At 46.8% G+C, this 20,544-nt stretch carries 21 protein-coding genes and 1 pseudogene; all 22 read left to right on the top strand.

Annotated features, from left to right (window positions below):
- The first annotated feature begins 30 nt into the window (after positions 1 to 30).
- The gene (gene rplK, locus LX98_RS16545; protein ID WP_312646247.1) at positions 31 to 456 is read left to right on the top strand and encodes a 50S ribosomal protein L11; all 426 of its coding nucleotides are present in this window, start codon (positions 31 to 33) and stop codon (positions 454 to 456) included.
- 36 nt (positions 457 to 492) lie between these two features.
- Positions 493 to 1,185, top strand: coding sequence for a 50S ribosomal protein L1 (gene rplA / locus LX98_RS16540; RefSeq protein ID WP_312646248.1), 693 nt, complete (start codon positions 493 to 495; stop codon positions 1,183 to 1,185).
- A 30-nt stretch (positions 1,186 to 1,215) separates the two neighbouring features.
- Positions 1,216 to 1,722: pseudogene (rplJ, locus tag LX98_RS16535) on the top strand (50S ribosomal protein L10); the annotation flags it as partial.
- Positions 1,723 to 1,776: 54 nt separating this feature from the next.
- A complete protein-coding gene (gene rplL / locus LX98_RS16530; protein ID WP_496430622.1) occupies positions 1,777 to 2,151 on the top strand; it encodes a 50S ribosomal protein L7/L12 in 375 nt (124 codons plus the stop codon).
- Positions 2,152 to 2,246: 95 nt separating this feature from the next.
- Complete coding sequence (gene rpoB / locus LX98_RS16525) at positions 2,247 to 6,212, top strand: DNA-directed RNA polymerase subunit beta (RefSeq protein WP_496429929.1); 3,966 nt, start codon at positions 2,247 to 2,249, stop codon at positions 6,210 to 6,212.
- Positions 6,213 to 6,265: 53 nt separating this feature from the next.
- Complete coding sequence (rpoC, locus tag LX98_RS16520; protein ID WP_496429928.1) at positions 6,266 to 10,423, top strand: DNA-directed RNA polymerase subunit beta'; 4,158 nt, start codon at positions 6,266 to 6,268, stop codon at positions 10,421 to 10,423.
- 131 nt (positions 10,424 to 10,554) lie between these two features.
- A complete protein-coding gene (gene rpsL / locus LX98_RS16515; protein ID WP_312646250.1) occupies positions 10,555 to 10,926 on the top strand; it encodes a 30S ribosomal protein S12 in 372 nt (123 codons plus the stop codon).
- A gap of 63 nt (positions 10,927 to 10,989) precedes the next feature.
- The gene (rpsG, locus tag LX98_RS16510) at positions 10,990 to 11,460 is read left to right on the top strand and encodes a 30S ribosomal protein S7 (protein ID WP_496429927.1); all 471 of its coding nucleotides are present in this window, start codon (positions 10,990 to 10,992) and stop codon (positions 11,458 to 11,460) included.
- 113 nt (positions 11,461 to 11,573) lie between these two features.
- Positions 11,574 to 13,655 (top strand): elongation factor G, encoded by a 2,082-nt coding sequence (fusA, locus tag LX98_RS16505; protein WP_496429926.1) that lies wholly within the window; start codon positions 11,574 to 11,576, stop codon positions 13,653 to 13,655.
- Between the two features lie 58 nt (positions 13,656 to 13,713).
- The gene (gene tuf / locus LX98_RS16500) at positions 13,714 to 14,919 is read left to right on the top strand and encodes an elongation factor Tu (RefSeq protein WP_496429925.1); all 1,206 of its coding nucleotides are present in this window, start codon (positions 13,714 to 13,716) and stop codon (positions 14,917 to 14,919) included.
- A gap of 33 nt (positions 14,920 to 14,952) precedes the next feature.
- A complete protein-coding gene (gene rpsJ, locus LX98_RS16495; RefSeq protein WP_312646254.1) occupies positions 14,953 to 15,264 on the top strand; it encodes a 30S ribosomal protein S10 in 312 nt (103 codons plus the stop codon).
- Between the two features lie 58 nt (positions 15,265 to 15,322).
- Positions 15,323 to 15,940, top strand: a complete 618-nt coding sequence (rplC, locus tag LX98_RS16490) for a 50S ribosomal protein L3 (protein ID WP_312646255.1) — start codon at positions 15,323 to 15,325, stop codon at positions 15,938 to 15,940.
- The gene (rplD, locus tag LX98_RS16485) at positions 15,940 to 16,569 is read left to right on the top strand and encodes a 50S ribosomal protein L4 (RefSeq protein WP_496429924.1); all 630 of its coding nucleotides are present in this window, start codon (positions 15,940 to 15,942) and stop codon (positions 16,567 to 16,569) included. Before rplC ends, rplD begins: the two co-directional genes overlap by 1 nt.
- A 1-nt stretch (position 16,570) precedes the next feature.
- On the top strand, positions 16,571 to 16,858 hold the full coding sequence (locus LX98_RS16480; RefSeq protein ID WP_496429923.1) for a 50S ribosomal protein L23: 288 nt from the start codon (positions 16,571 to 16,573) through the stop codon (positions 16,856 to 16,858).
- Between the two features lie 51 nt (positions 16,859 to 16,909).
- The gene (rplB, locus tag LX98_RS16475; protein WP_496429922.1) at positions 16,910 to 17,749 is read left to right on the top strand and encodes a 50S ribosomal protein L2; all 840 of its coding nucleotides are present in this window, start codon (positions 16,910 to 16,912) and stop codon (positions 17,747 to 17,749) included.
- Between the two features lie 15 nt (positions 17,750 to 17,764).
- Positions 17,765 to 18,052 carry a 30S ribosomal protein S19 gene (gene rpsS / locus LX98_RS16470; RefSeq protein ID WP_312646260.1) on the top strand — a complete coding sequence of 96 codons (288 nt, stop codon included), beginning with the start codon at positions 17,765 to 17,767 and terminating at the stop codon, positions 18,050 to 18,052.
- A gap of 50 nt (positions 18,053 to 18,102) precedes the next feature.
- Positions 18,103 to 18,441: a 50S ribosomal protein L22 gene (rplV, locus tag LX98_RS16465; RefSeq protein ID WP_496429921.1), complete on the top strand. Its 339-nt coding sequence runs from the start codon at positions 18,103 to 18,105 to the stop codon at positions 18,439 to 18,441.
- Positions 18,442 to 18,488: 47 nt separating this feature from the next.
- Complete coding sequence (rpsC, locus tag LX98_RS16460) at positions 18,489 to 19,154, top strand: 30S ribosomal protein S3 (RefSeq protein ID WP_312646262.1); 666 nt, start codon at positions 18,489 to 18,491, stop codon at positions 19,152 to 19,154.
- Between the two features lie 38 nt (positions 19,155 to 19,192).
- Complete coding sequence (gene rplP, locus LX98_RS16455) at positions 19,193 to 19,615, top strand: 50S ribosomal protein L16 (protein ID WP_496429920.1); 423 nt, start codon at positions 19,193 to 19,195, stop codon at positions 19,613 to 19,615.
- Positions 19,616 to 19,624: 9 nt separating this feature from the next.
- Positions 19,625 to 19,813, top strand: a complete 189-nt coding sequence (gene rpmC / locus LX98_RS16450; RefSeq protein ID WP_312646264.1) for a 50S ribosomal protein L29 — start codon at positions 19,625 to 19,627, stop codon at positions 19,811 to 19,813.
- Between the two features lie 33 nt (positions 19,814 to 19,846).
- Entirely contained in the window at positions 19,847 to 20,113 is a 267-nt protein-coding gene (gene rpsQ, locus LX98_RS16445) for a 30S ribosomal protein S17 (RefSeq protein WP_496429919.1), read from the top strand.
- Positions 20,114 to 20,169: 56 nt separating this feature from the next.
- Entirely contained in the window at positions 20,170 to 20,538 is a 369-nt protein-coding gene (rplN, locus tag LX98_RS16440; protein ID WP_312646266.1) for a 50S ribosomal protein L14, read from the top strand.
- Positions 20,539 to 20,544: the final 6 nt, after the last annotated feature.

The raw sequence follows: 20,544 nt of genomic DNA, 5'->3' as shown, positions 1-20,544 counted from the left end.
TACGCAAGTCGATGTAAGGTAGGTGAAGGCATGGCCAAAGAAGTAACTAGTCAAATTAAATTGCAGATTCCGGCTGGAAAAGCCAATCCTGCTCCTCCTGTTGGGCCTTCCCTGGGGCAACATGGAGTGAACATTATGGAGTTTTGTAAACAGTTTAATGCTAGAACTCAGAAGCAAGAGGGTAGCATTATCCCAGTGGTCATTTCTGTTTATAAGGATAGAAGCTTCAGCTTCGTGACCAAGACTCCTCCGGCATCAGATTTACTGAAGAAGGCTGCAGGTATCATAAAGGGTTCAGGGATTCCCCATAAAAATAAAGTTGGAACAATCACCATGGCACAGCTAGAGGACATAGCTAAGTTGAAGGTAGAAGATTTGAATGCCAGTGATATCCCAGCTGCGATGAATGTGATTGCAGGAACCGCGAGAAGTATGGGCATTACGGTTGAAGGGTAAATTATATTGTGAGGCTTTTAACAGAGGGTATGCGCCGTGGGAAAGAAATTTGAATCGGCTTTAGCGAAGGTAACAAAGGCCCTATATTCATTGGAGGAGGCCAGTGACCTGGTAAAGCAGGCTGCTTTTGCCAAATTCGATGAGACGGTAGAGCTGTCACTTTGCCTTGGGGTAGATCCCAAGCGTGCGGATCAGATGGTTCGCGGGACTACGGTCCTTCCTCACGGAACGGGGAAAAAGGTCAGGATTTTAGTGATTGCAAAAGGAGAGAAGGAGCAGGAGGCCAGAGAAGCTGGGGCCGATTTTGTGGGGAGCGATGACCTTTTGCAGAAAATCCAAGATGGATGGCTGGACTTTGACTCCATGATTGCGACCCCGGACATGATGGGTGCTGTCGGAAGAATGGGGAAGGTATTGGGGCCACGAGGATTAATGCCAAATCCTAAAACTGGAACGGTGACCTTTGAGGTCGGGAAAGCCATTCAGGAAATCAGAAGGGGGAGAGTTGAGTATAAGGTTGATAAGGCAGGGAACATTCATGTTCCTGTTGGAAAGGTGTCTTTTCAGGGACAACAAATTAGAGAAAACGCCCAGTCGGTTTTTGATTCCATCATGAAGGCTAAGCCCTCTTCCAGTAAAGGAAAGTATGTGAAAAGTGCGACATTGTCCAGCACGATGGGACCAGGTATCCATCTGGACGGAGCCGCGATTGCAAAGCAGGTCAGTTGAAACTTTAATCTCAGCAGGTGAGTTCGAGGTATGAAAAAAACCGATAAAAATGAAGCTGTGGCAGTCATGCATGAACAATTCGCTCGAGCGCGGATAGCCATTGTCACGGAATGCGCGGGTATGCCCGTGAATCAAATTAATGATTTGCGAAAAAAACTTCGGCAGGCGAAGTCAAACTTTCATGTGGTCAAGAACACTCTTGCCGTGAGAGCTATCGGAGGAACGGCCCTTGTTCCTTTGCAACCATTTTTTAGGGGTCAATCGGCATTGGTTATTGGATACGATGATCCGGTGTTGCCTGCGAAAGTTATTCGTGATTTTATTAAAAGTGAAAAATGCGAAGAGAAATTGCAGCTCAAAGGGGCAATTTTGGACGGGGTCGAGTTAGATCCAGCTCGCCTCACTTCTGTGGCGGATTTGCCGTCAAAGGCAGAATTGCTGTCAATGTTGTTGTCGGCTTTCCAAGGGCCAATTCGAGGGTTTGTCGGGGTTTTAGGTCAAATTGTAAGAAGTATTGTTGCGGTATTAGCCGCAATTCAAGAAAACAAAACGCAGAAAGGAGAAGGGGAGATGAGTGCAACAGAGGCAAAAATGTCAAAGGAAGATTTCATTAAAGTTATAGAGGGCATGAGTGTCCTGGAATTGTCTGATCTTGTGAAGGGTCTGGAGGATCGGTTCGGTGTGACGGCAGCGGCGCCTGTTGGGGTTATGGCTGCTGCAGCGGGCGCTGCGGCTCCTGCCGCTGAAGAACAGACCGAGTTTACGGTAGTATTGGGAAGTGCCCCAGCGGATAAAAAGATTCAGGTCATCAAGGTGGTGCGAGAGATTACTGGGTTGGGTTTGAAAGAAGCAAAGGATCTCGTTGAGGCGGCCCCGAAGGCGGTAAAGGAGGGCGTGTCCAAAGAAGAATCGGAAACTATTAAGAAAAAACTTCAAGATGTTGGTGCGACCGTAGAAGTGAAGTAGTACTTGCCTCATTTTGAGGACTCGGAGTTGTGACTTAGGAAGGTTCGAGGGCCAGCAGGAAGCTGAGGTGGCCGTTAATCCTTAAGGAGACAGGAATGGGACAACCAGCCTTTGAAGGCAGTGTTCAGCGACATAGCTTTTCAAAAATTCGCTCACATATTGAAATTCCGGATTTAGTTGAAGTGCAACGCCGTTCTTATGAGGAATTTTTGCAGGCGGAGACATTGCCGGATCGTCGTGAGGACAAGGGATTGCATGCAGCGTTTAAAAGTGTGTTTCCCATTATGGATTATAATAATTCGGCCATTTTAGAATTTTCCAGCTATTCCCTGGGAACGCCCAAGTATGACACGAGGGAATGTATAGAGCAGGGAATGACCTTTGCTGCACCTTTAAAGCTTCGTGTGCGATTGGTCGTTTTCGATCAACAAGATAAAAGTGTAAAAAACAGGGTCCTTGATGTCAGGGAGCAAGAAGTCTATGTCGGTGAACTGCCATTGATGACCGAGCGTGGCACCTTTATGGTGAATGGGACTGAGCGGGTGGCTGTCAGTCAGTTGCATCGATCTCCTGGGCCTTCATTTGGTCATGACAAGGGCCGGACTCATTCAAGCGGGAAAGTCTTATTTTCAGGTCGGATCATCCCTTATCGAGGGTCATGGCTCGACTTTGAATATGATGCCAAAGATATTTTGTATGTACGAATTGATCGCCGCAGGAAAATGCCTGCCACAATTTTATTAAAAGGTTTTGGTTTTAGCACTGATGACCTTCTCAAAATGTATTATCCTGTTGAGGAAGTGCGTGTCGTGAATGGGGGATTGCTTCGCAAGCTTGATCCTGACATTCATGCAGGGTTGCGATCTCCGGCAGACCTCTTTGAGAAGGGATCTAATGAGCCGTTGGTAAAAGAAGGTACCAAGCTCAATAAAACGCTCATGGGGCGTATTCGTGCAGCTGGAATTAAAGAAATTCCTATCAAGCAGGAAGATTTGATTGGTCGAGCTGTGTTAACCGAACTTGTAGATCCTGGAACTCAGGAAGTAATCCTTGAAAAAAATCAACGACTCACGGCACCGGTGATGGAGCGAATTCTGGAGAGCGGAGTCGAAGGATTTAAAATTATTTACCTGGATAGCCCTACGACCAGTCCTGTGATTCTTGACACATTGGAAGCCGAGCGGACTAATTCAAAGGAAGAGGCCTGGGTGGAAATTTACAAACGCCTCCGGCCTGGGGAAATGCCATCCATTGAATCAGCAAAATTGTTGTTCGAAAATCTCTTTCTGAATCCCAAGCGGTATGACCTTTCCCCTGTTGGTCGGCTGAAGATGAACAAGCGATTCAACCTTGATTTGTCATTAGAGCAGCGGACGTTATCCGCTCAAGATATTGTCGAGGTGGTAAGATGCTTGGTGGATCTTAAGGCCGGAAAAGGTGCGGTTGATGATATCGACCATTTAGGCAATCGTCGTGTCCGATCAGTTGGTGAGTTATTGGAAAATCAAATCCGTATCGGTCTGGCTAGAATGGAGCGAAGCATTAAGGAGCGGATGAATCTGCTCGATATGGAAACCGTGTTGCCTCATGACCTGATCAATGCCAAGCCTATCGTTGGTGCCATCAAGGAGTTTTTCGCTGGAAGTCAACTCTCGCAGTTTATGGATCAAACTAACCCGTTGGCAGAGATCACCCATAAACGTAGGCTGTCTGCCTTAGGGCCAGGTGGTTTGACCAGGGAGCGTGCAGGTTTTGAGGTCCGGGACGTTCATCCCTCTCATTATAGTCGTATATGTCCTATTGAAACGCCGGAAGGACCCAATATTGGGTTGATTACGTCGTTGGCTACTTATGCTCGGATCAATGAGTTTGGGTTTATAGAGGCTCCTTTTCGGAAAGTAAGAAAAGGGCGTGTCACAGACGACGTTGAATTCCTTTCGCCATTGGATGGAGATCAGGTTGTTATCGCTCAGGCTAATTCAGCAATGAATAAGGAGGGGATGCTCACCTCGGAAACGATAACCGCCAGAGAAGCAGGGGAATTTGTGACGACTACTCCCGATAAAGTGGACTATCTGGATGTTTCTCCTAAACAGGTGGTTAGCGTGGCAACTGCGTTAATTCCATTTCTGGAGCATGATGACGCAAACCGGGCCCTTATGGGTTCGAATATGCAACGCCAAGCAGTGCCAACAATTAAAAGTGAGTCACCTTTGGTCGGGACGGGAATGGAAGCTGTTGTAGCGAGAGATTCTGGATATTTGGCTATCGCTCAACGAGATGGGATTGTTGAATCGGTAGATGCGAGGAGAATCGTAGTCAGAACCGGACTTAAGGAAAAAGATGATAAGAAAAAAGGTTCTCGAATCCTGGATACGTATGATTTGATCAAATTTCAGCGAACGAATCAAAATACGTGTATTACCCAAACTCCTATTGTTCGAATTGGGCAACCGGTTAAGCAGGGGCAAGTGCTAGCGGATGGTCCGGCTATGGATCGCGGAGAATTGGCGTTGGGAAAAAATGTGCTCGTCGCCTTTATGCCATGGGGTGGATACAACTATGAAGATGCCATTCTTTTAAGTGAGAAAATGGTTAAAGAAGACGTGTTTACTTCTATCCATATCGAAGAGTTCGAAGTGGAAGCGCGTGATACAAAGTTAGGAAAAGAAGAAATCACTCGCGATATTCCTAACCTTGGTGAAGAGGCTCTTCGAAATTTGGATGAAAGTGGCATCGTACGAATCGGTGCGGAAGTCAAGCCAGGCGATATTCTTGTGGGAAAAGTTACGCCTAAGGGAGAGACCCAGCTGACACCAGAGGAAAAATTATTGCGTGCGATCTTTGGAGAAAAGGCTGGAGATGTGAAGGATACCTCGCTTCAGGTTCCTCCAGGCATTGAAGGTATTGTCGTGGACGTCAAGATTTTCTCCAGAAAAGGCGTAGATAAAGATGAGCGGTCTCGGACAATCGAGACGGATGATCGCGTCAAAGTCGAGCGGGACTACCAGGAAGAATTGCGGATTATCGAAGAAGAACGGAATCGTAAGATTCGGAAGCTATTGCTTGGGCAATTTGTCGGACGGGATTTAATGGACCCTGATAGTGGGGAAGTGATTCTAAAGAAAAAGGGTCGTATTACCGCGGAAGTTCTTCGCAAGTTATCTGATGATGATGCGCGTCGGGTGATTCTGGCTGACGCTGAAGAACAAAAAAAACTGGATGAAATTGAGCGGGAAGCGAAAGACCAAATTGAAATCTTGCAGACACAATACGATGAGAAGGTTGGTCGTCTTCGACGTGGAGATGAATTACCTCCCGGTGTAATTAAGCTGGTCAAGGTGTATTTGGCAATTAAAAGAAAAATTGCGGTGGGCGACAAAATGGCTGGTCGTCATGGAAACAAGGGTGTCGTTTCTCGAATCATGGCTGAAGAAGATATGCCGTATCTTCCAGATGGGACGCCCGTTCAGATTGTCCTGAACCCGTTGGGAGTTCCCTCCCGAATGAATGTAGGGCAAATTCTTGAGACGCATTTGGGGTGGGCGGCAAAAGCATTAGGAATTCAGGTAGAAACCCCTGTATTCGATGGAGCATCGGAAAAGGAAATCAAAGAATTATTGAAGAAGGCGAATCTCCCTGAGTCAGGACAATCGGTGGTCTATGATGGGCGGACAGGCGAACCGTTTAAGAGTCCGGTCACGGTGGGATACATGTATATGCTGAAACTTCACCATTTGGTAGACGATAAAATTCACGCTCGCTCAATCGGACCATATTCTTTGGTAACGCAGCAACCCCTTGGAGGAAAGGCTCAATTTGGCGGTCAACGTCTAGGAGAGATGGAGGTCTGGGCTCTGCAGGCCTATGGGGCGGCTTCCACCTTGCAGGAATTTCTGACCGTGAAATCAGATGATGTGCCCGGACGGTCTCGAATGTATGAAGCAATCGTAAAAGGTGAGAACTTTCTGGAACCTGGTCTTCCGGAGTCCTTTAATGTCTTGGTGAAGGAATTGCAAAGTTTAGGGTTGGATGTGGAGTTGATCAAATCTGCTGATTAGAGAATTAGCGTGGTTGTCCAGTCTCATCATTCAACATAATCGGAGGAACGAACTTGGATAGTATCTATTCGCTTTTTGAAAAACCTCGTGATGCCGTTTCATTTGATGCCATGCGAATTCGTATCGCTTCGCCTGAGAAGATTCGCTCGTGGTCTTATGGCGAGGTAAAAAAGCCAGAGACGATCAACTATCGGTCCTTTAAGCCTGAACGGGATGGGCTGTTTTGCGCAAAAATATTCGGGCCAACCAAAGATTGGGAATGTAATTGCGGTAAATACAAGCGGATGAAGCACCGTGGAATTGTGTGTGATAAGTGTGGCGTGGAAGTCATCCAGTCAAAAGTTCGACGCGAGAGAATGGGCCATATCGAACTGGCTGCTCCTGTTGCTCACATCTGGTTTCTCAAGGGTGTGCCCAGCCGGATTGGCATTCTTTTGGATATGAGTTTAAAGCAGTTGGAGAAGATCCTGTATTTTGAGGCGTATGTGGTCCTGGATACCGGCAATACGAATTTGAAAGAAAGAGAGCTCTTGACTGAGGAAAGATATCGTGAGTGCGTCGAGGAGTATGGGGCCAATTCTTTTAAAGTGGGTATTGGTGCCGAAGCTATTCGGGAATTATTGCGCAAAGTGGATATTAATGCTTTGTGGGATGAACGGCATGTCAAGATTAAGAGTACGACGTCCGCGGCGGTGGGGAAAAAACTTACGAAACGATTGAAGGTCATTGAGGCATTTCATAAATCAGGAAATAATCCAGAGTGGATGATTATGGATGCCATTCCGGTGTTGCCCCCTGAGCTTCGCCCACTGGTGCCTTTGGATGGAGGACGGTTCGCTACTTCGGATCTTAATGATCTTTATCGTCGAGTGATTAATCGCAATAACCGTCTCAAGCGATTAGTGGAATTGAAGGCTCCCGGTGTCATTATCCGCAATGAAATGCGAATGCTGCAGGAAGCGGTCGACGCGTTGTTTGATAATGGGCGTCGGGGCCGGGTCATCCGTGGCGCCAATAAACGTCCTCTCAAGTCCTTGAGCGATATGCTCAAAGGAAAGCAAGGGCGATTTAGGCAGAATCTCCTCGGAAAACGGGTTGATTACTCCGGGCGGTCGGTGATTGTGGTCGGGCCAGAATTACGGCTTAACCAATGTGGACTCCCCAAGAAAATGGCTTTGGAATTATTTAAACCGTTCATCTTTCATAAACTGGAAGAGCGTGGAGCGGCAACGACAATCAAAAGCGCTAAGCGTTTGGTTGAGAAGGAGCGTCCTGAAGTCTGGGATGTCCTTGATGAAGTGATTCGAGAGCATCCGGTTATGTTGAATCGTGCTCCAACTCTTCATCGTCTTGGCATTCAGGCTTTTGATCCTATTTTGGTAGAAGGAAAGGCTATTCGTCTCCATCCTTTAGTCTGTGCGGCTTTTAATGCCGACTTTGATGGGGATCAAATGGCTGTGCATGTTCCGCTTTCAGTGGAAGCCCAAATTGAGGCTCGGGTATTAATGATGGCGGCCAATAATGTTCTTTCACCAGCCAATGGCCGACCCCTATCTATTCCCTCTCAGGATATGGTCTTAGGATGTTATTGGTTGACCAAGGATCGTGACGGGGCCCGCGGGGAAGGGAAGATCTTTTCGTCTACAGATGAAGTTCGGATTGCCTATGATTCGCAGGAAGTGGAAGAGCAGGCGAGGATAAAAGTACGAATTGATGGAGATATGATTGATACGACGGTTGGACGAGTAATTCTTTCGGAAGTTTTGCCAGGAAGCATGCCTTTTTCACATGTAAATCAGCTTATGACGAAAAAGGAGCTGACGAAACTGATTGATCGTGTGTATCGTCAAGCCGGTCTGCATGAAGTAGTCGTCATGCTTGATCAATTGAAAGATTTGGGGTTCTCCTATGCCACCAAAGCCGGCGTTTCCATTTGTATCGATAACATGCATATTCCGTCTCGCAAAAAGGAATTAATCGAGCGCGCCAAAGGAGATGTTTCCCAGGTTCAGGAGCAATACAGTGAAGGCTTGATTACTAACGGGGAGCGATACAACAAGGTTATCGATATTTGGGCCCATGTGGGCGAAGAAGTTGCCATTGAAATGATGAAGGAAATTAAAGAGGGAGGCGGGCGCGGTGCAGCAGAAGGTCTCAATCCTATATTTATGATGGCGGATTCAGGTGCGAGGGGAAGTTCGCAGCAGATTCGGCAATTGGGAGGAATGCGCGGTCTTATGGCCAAGCCTTCAGGAGAAATTATTGAAACTCCTATTACCGCTAATTTCCGAGAGGGGCTCACGGTTTTACAGTATTTTATTTCAACTCATGGAGCCCGGAAGGGGTTGGCTGATACAGCACTCAAGACGGCAAATTCAGGGTACCTCACTAGGCGTCTTGTAGATGCGGCTCAGGATGTGATTATCAGTGAACCTGATTGCTTCACAACGGACGGAATTATTGTTTCGGCGTTAGTAGAGGGTGGAGAAGTGATTCAACCCCTGGATGAACGCATTCTTGGGCGGTTAACCGCAGAGGATGTGCTCGATCCTGTCACGCAGGAAGTCATTGTTAAAGCTCATGAAGAATTAGAGGAAGAGCTTTGTAAGACCATCGTTGAGGCGGGAATCGACCACGTGAAAATTCGTTCTGTTCTCACATGCCAATCTCGATGGGGGGTTTGTGCCAAATGCTACGGCAGAGATTTAGCACGCGGCCGCCTTGTAGAAAAGGGAGAGCCTGTTGGAGTCATTGCGGCGCAGTCTATCGGTGAGCCAGGGACCCAGTTGACCATGCGGACATTCCATATTGGAGGCACGGCCAGTAAGGTTGTGGAACAAACGGTTCTGGCATCCAAGCATGATGGTACGATTAAATTTTTAAGTTTTGACGCAAAGAAAAATGCAGATTTTTACAATCCCAGTATGGCCGTAAAGACTCGACAAGGGGATTGGGTTGTCATGGTGCGCAATGGCAAAGTTGCCGTAATTGATGAGACTGGCCGTGAACGGGAAAAATATCCGGTGGTGTATGGAGGAAAGATAAAAGTCTCAGATGGCGGAAAAGTCGAAGTAGGACAGAAGTTTGTGGAATGGGATCCGTATTCACTTACCATCTTGACTGAAGTAGGGGGGAAGGTGGCTTTCGGTGATATTGCCGAAGGAGTCACCATGAAAGAAGAGGTGGATGAAGTCACTGGTTTATCGCGCCGGGTCGTCATCGAGCAGGCAGGAACCAATTTGCGTCCGCGGCTGTCCGTTAAGGACGAGTCAGGAAAAACCGCAAAGCTTTCCTCTGGATCTCCCGCACGATACCTCCTGCCAGTAGGAGCTCATATTTTTGTGGAAAAAGGATCAACTGTCTATCCTGGAGATGTGCTGGCAAAAATACCCAGAGAAACGACTAAGACAAAAGATATTACGGGAGGCTTGCCTCGGGTAGCTGAATTGTTTGAGGCGAGAAAGCCTAAGGAGCATGCGGTTGTCACCGAAATTGATGGAGAGGTGTCTTTTGGTGGTTTTGTGAAAGGCTTACGAAAGGTCGTCGTGGATAACAAGATTGGTGATGTGAAGGAATATTTTATCCCTCGTGGCCGTCATGTAAATGTTCATGAAGGTGATTGGGTAAGAGCTGGTGAACCATTAATGGATGGGTCCGCTAATCCACATGATATTTTAAGCGTCTTGGGGCCAAGGGAGTTGCAAAAGTATTTGGTTGATGAGGTGCAAGAGGTTTACCGCCTTCAGGGAGTTGTGATTAACGATAAACACATCGAGGTCATCACCCGCCAAATGCTTAAAAAGGTGAGAATTGAAGATGCTGGCGATAGTGCGTTCTTGCCTGGCACTCAGGTCAATAAATCTGTGTTTGATGATGAAAATGAAAGGGTCATTTCCGAGGGCGGGCAGCCAGCGCTAGGTAAGCCTGTCTTATTGGGAATCACAAAGGCCTCGCTGAGTACTGACAGCTTTATTTCCGGGGCCTCCTTCCAGGAAACAACCAGAGTTCTTACGGAAGCGGCTATTAATGGACGTACGGATGATTTACGTGGCTTAAAAGAGAATGTAATTGTCGGAAGGTTGATTCCGGCTGGAACAGGTTGGGGGGAGTATCGCGAAACTTTTGTGCCGAAGCGGACAGAGGACGATGTAGTTCTGTCTTCCGAGGATCAGTCAAGTTTAAATAAAGTTCATTCGTCAAGTGAAAAATAATATTATATGCGACGTTTAAGATGAAATGGCATCTTGACATAACGGAAATGAATCTATAAGATCACCCGGTTCGCCACAATTAATTTTCGAATTTTTAAATTCATTAAAAAGAAATTGAAATTGGAAATAATATGCCTACAGTCAACCAATTAATACGTGTCGGCCGTAAAGCCATTAAAGCAAAAAGCAAGAGTTCGGCTTTAAATCAGTGTCCTCAGCGAAGGGGGGTCTGTCTTCGGGTATATACTACGACTCCTAAGAAGCCAAACTCGGCATTAAGAAAAGTAGCAAGGGTTCGATTGACGACGGGTCTTGAGGTAACTGCTTACATACCAGGTATGGGTCATAACCTGCAGGAGCATTCAATTGTTCTGGTGCGTGGTGGTAGGGTGAAGGACCTTCCTGGTGTCAGATATCATATGATTCGTGGGGCATTGGATGCCGTTGGGGTAGCTAACCGGAAGCAGGGGCGATCAAAGTATGGTGCAAAGCGCCCCAAGTAGTAGGTCCCGCGCTTTTACCTTCGCTTATTTAATTTAAAATTCGTTAATTCTTTAGGGGAAAAAATGCCACGTAGGCCACTCGTTCTTCGTCAAAAGGTTGTTCAGGATGCCAGGTATAAGGATCAAATTGTTGGCAGGTTTTTGAATATTCTTCTGCAGGACGGAAAAAAGAGTACGGCTGAGAGGGTTTGTTACGGGGCATTTGACATTGTCAGGGATAAGACGGGGGATGAGCCGCTTAAGGTCTTCCATGCTGCCTTGGGAAACGTCAAACCAATGGTAGAAGTAAAGTCAAGAAGGGTCGGAGGAGCGTCTTACCAGGTGCCTGTAGAAATTCGTCCTGTGCGCCAGGTGGCTTTGGCCTTGAGGTGGATTAAGCAAAGTGCGTTGGCTCGAAGTGGTAAGAGTATGAGGGAGAAATTGGCGGCGGAATTAATGGATGCTGCTAATAATAACGGTTCGGCGGTAAAGAAGAGGGATGAGACGCACCGGATGGCTGAAGCCAATAGAGCTTTCGCTCATTACCGGTGGTAGGGGTTGAATATTGGTGCTGCGTGGGGAGCTTGTCATTCCCTAAATGGAGATGTTTTTTCTCTGTTTATCGATAATGAGCCTTTCCCTTGCCGGCATTGTTGTGTGAGGAATTTGTGTCAACAGATTTCATTTTAAGTCGGACTCGGAATATCGGCATTATGGCCCATATTGATGCCGGCAAGACTACGACCACCGAACGTGTCCTCTATTATACGGGGGTTTCGCATAAAATTGGTGAGGTCCATGAAGGCGCGGCCACGATGGATTGGATGGAGCAGGAGCGGGAGCGAGGGATCACGATTACTTCCGCCGCCACAACCTGTTTCTGGAAGGACAATCGGATTAACATAATCGATACTCCTGGTCATGTTGATTTCACTATTGAGGTAGAGCGGTCGCTTCGAGTGCTTGATGGAGCTATAGCTGTATTCGATTCGGTTCAGGGAGTTGAGCCCCAGTCGGAGACGGTATGGCGACAGGCAGATAAGTATCAAGTTCCTCGAATCGTATTTATGAATAAAATGGATCGAGTGGGCGCTGATTTTTTTGCAAGCGTTCAGTCTTTAATTGACCGGCTTGGTGCCAAGCCGATTCCCGTGCAATTGCCATTAGGAAAAGAGGATGGGTTGCGAGGGGTAATTGACCTTCTGCTTATGAAAGCCCTGGTTTTTGATGATGAGACTCTTGGTGCGGCTTATTCTGTCCAGGAAATTCCTGATGACTATTTAGAGTTGGCGAAAGAATATCGCGAGAAATTGTTGGATTCAGTTGTTGAGTTCGACGAAGTGGTGATGGAGCGCTATTTGGCCGGGGAGGTTCTAGCTGTAGACGAGGTAAAGCGGGCAATACGGGCAGGGACTATAGGATTAAAGATTAATCCAGTCTTTTGTGGATCGGCATTTAAGAATAAAGGTGTTCAGCCGTTGCTTGATGGTGTGGTTGATTATCTCCCTTCTCCGGTAGACCTTCCTCCCGTTGTTGGTGTTGATCCTCATTCCGAAGGGGAGATAACCAGAAAGCCTGAAGATAGCGAGCCGTTTGCTGCTTTGGCTTTCAAGATAATGTCTGATCCTTTTTCAGGTCAATTGACGTATTTTAGGGTGTATTCAGGGAAATTATCAGCCGGATCCTACGTATATAACGTCGCAAAGGGGAAAAAAGAGCGAATAGGGCGTTTATTGAAAATGCATGCCAATAAACGAGAAGAGATTGATGAGGTCTCTGCTGGTGATATTGCGGCAGCCGTAGGTCTCAAAGATACTCGAACGGGTGACACTCTATGTGATGAGAAACATCAAATCTTGTTGGAAGTAATAAAATTCCCTGAGCCCGTTATTTCCTTGGCTGTTGAGCCAAAGACCAAGCAAGACATGGATAAGTTGGGGTATTCCTTGGAAAAGCTTGCTCAGGAGGATCCTTCCTTTCAGGTGAAATCAGATGATGAGACGGGGCAAACGATCATTTCTGGTATGGGGGAATTGCATCTTGAGATCATTGTTGATCGTCTTCTTCGTGAATTTAAAGTTCAGGCAAATGTTGGGAAGCCTCAGGTAGCTTATCGTGAAACCATCAAGGGAAAAGCGGAAGCTGAGGGGAAGTACGTGAAACAGACAGGTGGTCGTGGTCAGTACGGCCATGTGTGGCTGAGGGTGGAGCCGGCAGAGTCTGGCGTCGGTTTAGAGTTCGTAAATAAAATTGTTGGGGGAACGGTTCCCAGGGAATATATTGCTCCAGTGGAAAAGGGAGTCCGAGAGCGAATGGAGAGTGGGATCCTTGCTGGGTACCCATTGCGTGATCTGCGTGTCACTTTGTTTGATGGTTCTTTTCATGAAGTGGATTCGAGTGAGATGGCCTTTAAGATTGCTGGGTCAATGGCATTAGTAAGTGCCTGTCAAAAAGCGGATTTGGTTTTGTTGGAGCCCGTAATGAAGGTTGAAGTCCTTGTTCCTCAGGATTTTATGGGTGATGTGATAGGTGATTTAAATAGTCGGCGCGGGAAAATCCACGGAATGCGTGCGAGGGGAACTTCTCAAATTGTTGATGCTGCGGTCCCATTGAGTGAAATGTTTGGATATTCCACGGATTTAAGATCCAAGACCCAGGGGCGTGCCACTTATAGTATGGAATTTGAGTCCTATGAGGTGGTACCAAAGCTCATGGCTCAGCAAATTATAAAAAAGAATCAAGGGGAATAGTTTTCCTCTGGTATATTTTTCAATTCGGTAAGGCAAGGAATTTAAGAGGAGGTAGGGCATGGCGAAGGCGAAATTTGAGCGGAAGAAGCCGCATGTCAATGTGGGGACGATTGGGCACGTTGACCATGGGAAGACGACCCTGACGTCGGCCTTGACGAAAGTGATGGGCGATACGGGGAAGGCGAAGTTTGTTCCCTATGATGAAGTCGCCAAGGCGAGTGAGAGTCAGGGGCGACGGGATCCGACCAAAATTCTCACCATTGCGATCTCCCATGTGGAATATGAAACAGACAATCGCCATTATGCGCACGTCGACTGCCCGGGGCATGCGGATTATGTGAAGAACATGATTACCGGGGCGGCGCAAATGGATGGCGCGATTTTGGTGGTCAGTGCCGCCGATGGGCCGATGCCGCAAACGCGGGAACATATTTTGTTAGCGCGGCAGGTGGGGGTCCCGTTTATCGTGGTCTTTTTGAATAAAGCGGATAAAGTGGAAGACAAGGAATTGCTGGAGTTGGTGGAATTGGAAGTGCGGGAGTTGCTCACGAAGTATGGCTTTCCGGGCGATGATGTGCCGGTGGTCATCGGGTCAGCGATCAAGGCTATTGAAGGGGATCAGAGTGAGGTGGGGGTGCCGTCGATTATGCGCTTATTGGAGGCGGTCGATAGTTACATCCCGACTCCGCAGCGAGCCATTGAGAAGCCGTTTCTGATGCCGATTGAAGATGTCTTTACCATCAGCGGGCGGGGGACGGTAGTGACGGGCCGGGTAGAGCGCGGCGTGGTCAAGGTGGGGGATGAAATTGAGATTGTGGGGCTGAAGCCGACGCAGACGACGATTGTCACGGGCGTGGAAATGTTCCGGAAGGTGTTGGATGAGGGACAGGCGGGTGACAATATTGGGGCGCTGTTGCGGGGCACGAAGAAAGAGGATGTGGAGCGGGGCATGGTGTTGGCCAAGCCGAAGAGCATTACGCCGCATACGAAATTCAAGGCGGAAGTGTATATTTTGACGAAGGAAGAGGGCGGACGGCATACGCCGTTTTTTAATGGCTATCGTCCGCAGTTTTACTTCCGGACGACAGATGTCACGGGCGTGGTGCAATTAAACCCGGGAGTCGAGATGGTGATGCCGGGGGATAATGTGTCGTTTGAGGGTGAACTGATCTCCCCGATTGCGATGGAGCAAGGGGTGCGATTTGCAGTGCGAGAAGGGGGCCGAACGGTCGGAGCCGGGGTGGTCACGGAAATCGTCGCGTAAGAAATACTGGTGAAGTGGAAAGGGTAGGTTTTTGTGGATCGAGACCGCAGAATACGAATTCGACTAAAAGGGTTTGATTATAGGGTATTAGATCAATCTCTTCGTGAGATTGTGGATACCGTTCGTCGGAGTGGCGCACGCATTGCTGGTCCTGTGCCTCTGCCTACGAGAATTGAGAAGTGGACGGTCCAGAGATCGACTCACGTTGATAAAAAGTCACGGGAGCAGTTTGAGATTCGTACTCATAAGCGATTGCTGGATATTATGGAGCCAACTCCCGAGACTATGGACGCTTTGATGAAACTTAATCTGGCGGCCGGTGTGGATGTAGAAATTAAACTATAGGTTTGTGGTCAAGGCTTCCCTTAGTTACAGTCAACTTAATTTAGGTAATTATTGAATTATGGTTAAAGGGTTGATAGGTAAAAAATTAGGTATGATCCAGGTTTTTGATAAGGAAAGACGCCTTATTCCTGTGACGGTTATTGAAGCTGGCCCCTGTGGAATTGTGCAGGTCAAGAAAAAGGGTTCTGATGGTTATGATGCCGTGCAGATTGGGTTCGGTGAAGTGCCGGAACGAAAACAGACTAAGCCTCAGTTAGGGCATTTAAAAAAGGCAGGAAATAAAGTTTGGGGTCATTTGAGGGAGTTTGGATCCGACGGTGAAGTGCAGGTGGGTTCCCAGGTTGACGTAAATTTATTTTCTGAAGGTGAATCGATTCATGTTCAGGGAGTTTCTAAGGGAAAAGGATTTCAGGGGGTTATGAAGCGGCATAATTATGCCGGTGGCCCAGCATCCCATGGTTCGATGTTTCATCGAGCCCCTGGTTCCATAGGGTCGAGCTCTTTTCCTTCAAGGGTGTTAAAGAATAAAAAACTCCCCGGTCACATGGGAAACAAACAAATCACTGTAAGAGGGTTAACGGTTTTTGGAATAAAGGCCGAGGAAAACTTACTCTTAGTTACAGGTTCTGTCCCTGGTCCGGTTGGAGGGGTGGTCATTGTAAGGAAGGTCAGCTGATGCAATCTATTGATGCTTTTCCGGTAATTGGCCCAGACTCTCGGCCTGTAGATAAAGTTGATTTGACGGATGGGGTTTTTAGTTCGTCGGTTAATCCCTCGTTGGTTCACCGCGCGGTTGTTATGCAGCGGTCAAGTGCCCGGCAGGGTACAGCGTCTACGCTTGGTCGTGGGGAGGTAAGGGGCGGCGGAAAGAAGCCATGGAAGCAAAAGCATACGGGTCGGGCAAGATCCGGATCAAGTCGTTCCCCGATTTGGAGGGGCGGCGGTACGGTTTTCGGGCCAAAGCCTAGATCGTATTCCTCCACCTTGCCAAAGAAAATGTATAGGGCCGCCTTAAGAGGAGCTTTGGCAGCCAAGGCTGGAGATGGACTGGTGGTATTGGACGACTTGGTACTTCCTGAATTGAAAACTCGTGAATTGGTTAAGTTCTTGTCCAAGGTCGGGGCGAGTGGGAAAGTCCTTTTAGTCATTCAGGAGGGATTGGCTGATATTATTCGTATTGGAAAAAATGTTAAGAATCTTAAAATTCTTCATGGTAAGGAACTTAATGTATATGACGTGCTTTGGTGTGAAAAGTTGGTTGTAACCAAGGCAGAGCTAGAACGAATTCAGGAAATTTGGGTGTAACGTGAATCCACATGATGTTTTAATTCGTCCTTTGTTAACAGAAAAAATTACCGCAATACGCGAGACCAAGAATGGTATTGCGTTCTCCGTGCATCGTCAGGCGACTCGGATTGATATTCGTAGAGCCGTGGAGAAGGTGTTTAGCGTTAAGGTGGCCTCGGTGAACGTGATGAATGTTAGAGGTAAAAAAAAGCGACAAGGTCGTTTTACTGGAAAGAGATCGGATTGGAGGAAGGCATTCATTACCTTAAAAGAGGGCGAAAAAATAGAATTATATGAAAGTGCCTAGTGGGTCTATTTGTTGTCAATCCCTGAAATCAAGAATAAAGAGAGTTAGTTTATGCCAATAAAAGAATATAATCCAACCTCACCTGGCCGAAGAGGAATGTCGGCTGTCACCGGTGAGGGGTTATCGCGTAAAAGGCCGGAAAAAGCCCTTACCAGTTTTAAATCTAAGTCTGGTGGGAGGAATAACTCTGGAAGAATTACTTCCCGATTTAAGGGTGGTGGGCATAAGCGCCTCTATAGGAAGATTGATTTTAAGCGGGATAAATTAAACATTGTAGGCAAGGTCTTCGGAATTGAATATGACCCTAATCGATCGGCTCGTATTGCACTTTTGCATTATGCGGATGGGGAAAAACGCTATATCTTGGCTCCTTTGGGTTTGAAGGTCGGGGATTCAGTTCAAGCTGGTACTGGGGTAGACGTGAGAGTGGGAAATGCTTTGCCCCTTATGGAAATGCCTCTTGGTATAGTGGTGCACAATGTAGAGTTAAAGCCGGGTAAGGGGGCTCAATTAGTTCGGAGTGCAGGGGCTTCAGCTCAGGTGATGGGCCGGGATGAGGGTTATGTCCAGATTCGTTTAACGTCTGGTGAAATGAGAAAAATACTTGGAACGTGTATGGCCACGATCGGTCAGGTCGGGAACGCAGATCATAATAACGTCACCATTGGGAAGGCTGGTCGGTCTCGATGGTTAGGGCGTAAGCCCCATCAACGCGGAGTCGTGATGAATCCGGTTGACCATCCCCATGGCGGTGGTGAGGGAAAGTCCGGTCAAGGGAATCCGCATCCTGTTTCACCATGGGGTCAACCCACAAAGGGGTTTAAAACAAGAAAGCCGCGAAATCAAAGCTCGCGTTTTATAATTGCAGGTCGAAAGAAAAAGTCCCGTTAATTTAAGGGGGAATCGATGCCAAGGTCAGTCCATAAAGGTCCATTTGTCGATGACCATATTGCAAAAAAAGTTGAAAAGGCCAGGGAGGGAAGAGAGTCCAAGGTTATAAAAACCTGGTCGAGACGGTCGACAATCATTCCAGATATGATCGGTTTGACTTTTGCGGTCCATAACGGGAAGAAATTTATCCCGGTTTTCATTACGGACAATATGGTGGGTCATAAATTAGGTGAATTCGCTCCAACTAGGTTTTTTAAAGGACATGGTCATGCTAGGAGTGAAAAGGCAGTTGCATTAAAGTAATTAATTTTGGGTTTTCATAAGTCATAGGTAATTGAGCAAGGTAGAAAAATATGGCGGAAGCTAAAGCAATTCTTCGACATGTAAGATTGGCCCCACGTAAGGCCAGGTTGATTGTTGATATGGTTAGGGGAAGGAATGCGGCTGAAGCATTAGCCATATTGAAATATACCCCAAGGTCAGCGGCCAGGGTGGTTGAACAGCTACTCTTTTCGGCAGTATCCAATGCCGGTCAGAAGGATTTGGGTGACCCTGAAAATCTTAGAGTCGCCAGAGCGTATGTGGATGGTGGTGCAATATATAAGCGCTTTCGCCCTCGATCAATGGGAAGGGCTAACCCTATTCATAAAAGAACGAGTCATATAACAATCGTTGTGAGTCCGGCTGGTTAGTGTTGCCTAATTTTCAAAACTTGGGAGTTAAGGGGGAGAAAGAATAGATGGGTCAAAAGACGCACCCGTATGGTTTCAGATTGGGTTATACCAGAACATGGCATTCGCGATGGTATGCAAAAAAAGACTTTGCGAAGTTGCTTCACCAAGATTTGTCCATCAGGGACGTGGTTAAAAAACGCTTGTATCATGCTGGCATATCCAGCGTGGAAATAGAGCGGTCTGGTAACCAACTTAAATTGATCATTCATACTGCTCGTCCCGGAATTATCATAGGGAGAAAGGGCGCTGAGGTTGATAAATTAAAAGCCACGCTGGAAAAAGAGTATGGCAATGAAGTTTTTGTAACGGTGAAAGAAATTAAGAAGCCAGAGCTGGATGCTCAGCTGGTTGCAGAGAATATTGCCACCCAATTGGAAAAGCGGGTCTCATTTCGTCGTGCGTTGAAGCGAAGCGTTGCTTCCGCTCTGAGACTTGGAGCTTTGGGGATTAAGGTGTATTGCGCTGGTCGGCTGGGAGGACATGAAATTGCCAGAACTGAGTGGTATCGAGAGGGTCGTGTTCCCCTTCATACTCTGAGGGCGGATGTTGAATATGGATTTGCCGAGGCCAAAACCGCCATGGGCCAAATTGGGGTTAAGGCTTGGATATTTAAAGGTGATGCTCAAATTCCTTCTTTGGAAAAGTCGGAGCCTTCACTAGGGTTTTTATAAAAGATAGTAATGATTTAAGTGATTGGAGTATTTGAAAGATGTTAGCTCCGAAAAGGGTTAAATTCAGAAAGGTTCAAAAAGGCCGGATGCGTGGAAAGGCCTACCGTGGTGGGGAAATCGCCTATGGAGTATTTGGCCTTAAAGCCATGGAGCCGGGAAGAATTACGGCCAGGCAAATCGAAGCTGCTCGTATTGCGATGACCAGACATGTCAAAAGGGGTGGTAGAATTTGGACCAGAATTTTCCCTGATAAGCCTATTACCAAAAAGCCTGCGGAAGTTCGAATGGGAAAAGGAAAGGGGAACCCTGAATATTGGGTTGCCCCGGTAAAGTCCGGAAGGATTTTGTTTGAAATGGATGATGTTACGCAAACCGTTGCAGAAGAGGCATTGCGTTTGGCAGGGCATAAATTACCGGTGGCCACAAAATTCGTTGTTCGTGGAGAAATTCCGGTTTTGTAGGTATTGGATATGGAAATGGACGAAATAAAAAATTTAGAAAAAAGTGAATTGTTTGAAAAAATAAATAAATTGAAGCAGGAATTGTTTCATTTTAGGAGTCAATTGGCATTAGGACGCATGGAAAATCCAATGCGAATACGTGAGACAAGAAAAGATATCGCCAGGGTTAAAACTGTTCTTCGCCAAAAGGCTAATTAGTCAACCAAGACTTTGAAGGAAAGTTATTTAATTATGACACAGAACCGGGCTCTGCCCCGATCACTTACGGGAAAAGTAGTTAGTAATAAAATGCAAAAAACCGTTGTGGTTGAAGTTATTCGCATAGAGCGTCATTCTCTGTATGGAAAAGTGTTGAGAAGAAAAACAAAGTTAAAGGCTCACGATGAAGTGAATCAATGCCAGGTAGGAGATCAGGTTCATATTGTTTATGCGCGACCTTTAAGTAAGACCAAGCATTGGCGAGTTTCTGAGGTTTTAAATAAACGAGTGGCTTCCTAGAATTCTGGATATGTGGTTTAAATATTTCTCCGGTTCATAAGAAATAGAGATCCCTAATGATACAAAATTATACTTATCTTGACGTGGCGGATAATTCAGGCGCAAAAAATGTGATGTGTTTTCATGTGCTGGGCGGAACAAAGCGGCGGTATGGATCTTTAGGTGACATCATTGTGGTGGCCGTTAAAGAGGCCATCCCAAAGGCATCGGTTAAAAAAGGTGACGTTATGAAGGCCGTTATTGTGCGAACTAAGAAAGGCCGTCGAAGGGAAGATGGTTCTCATATTAAATTTGACCGGAATGCTTGTGTTTTAGTTAATGCTCAGGGTGATCCTGTTGGGACCCGTATCTTTGGGCCCGTTGCAAGAGAATTAAGAAAGAAAAAGTATATGAAAATTATATCTCTGGCTCCAGAAGTCATTTAGGGTAGG

It is taken from the genome of Nitrospira marina (assembly GCF_059568365.1).
This window is presented reverse-complemented; position numbering and strand designations above follow the sequence as displayed.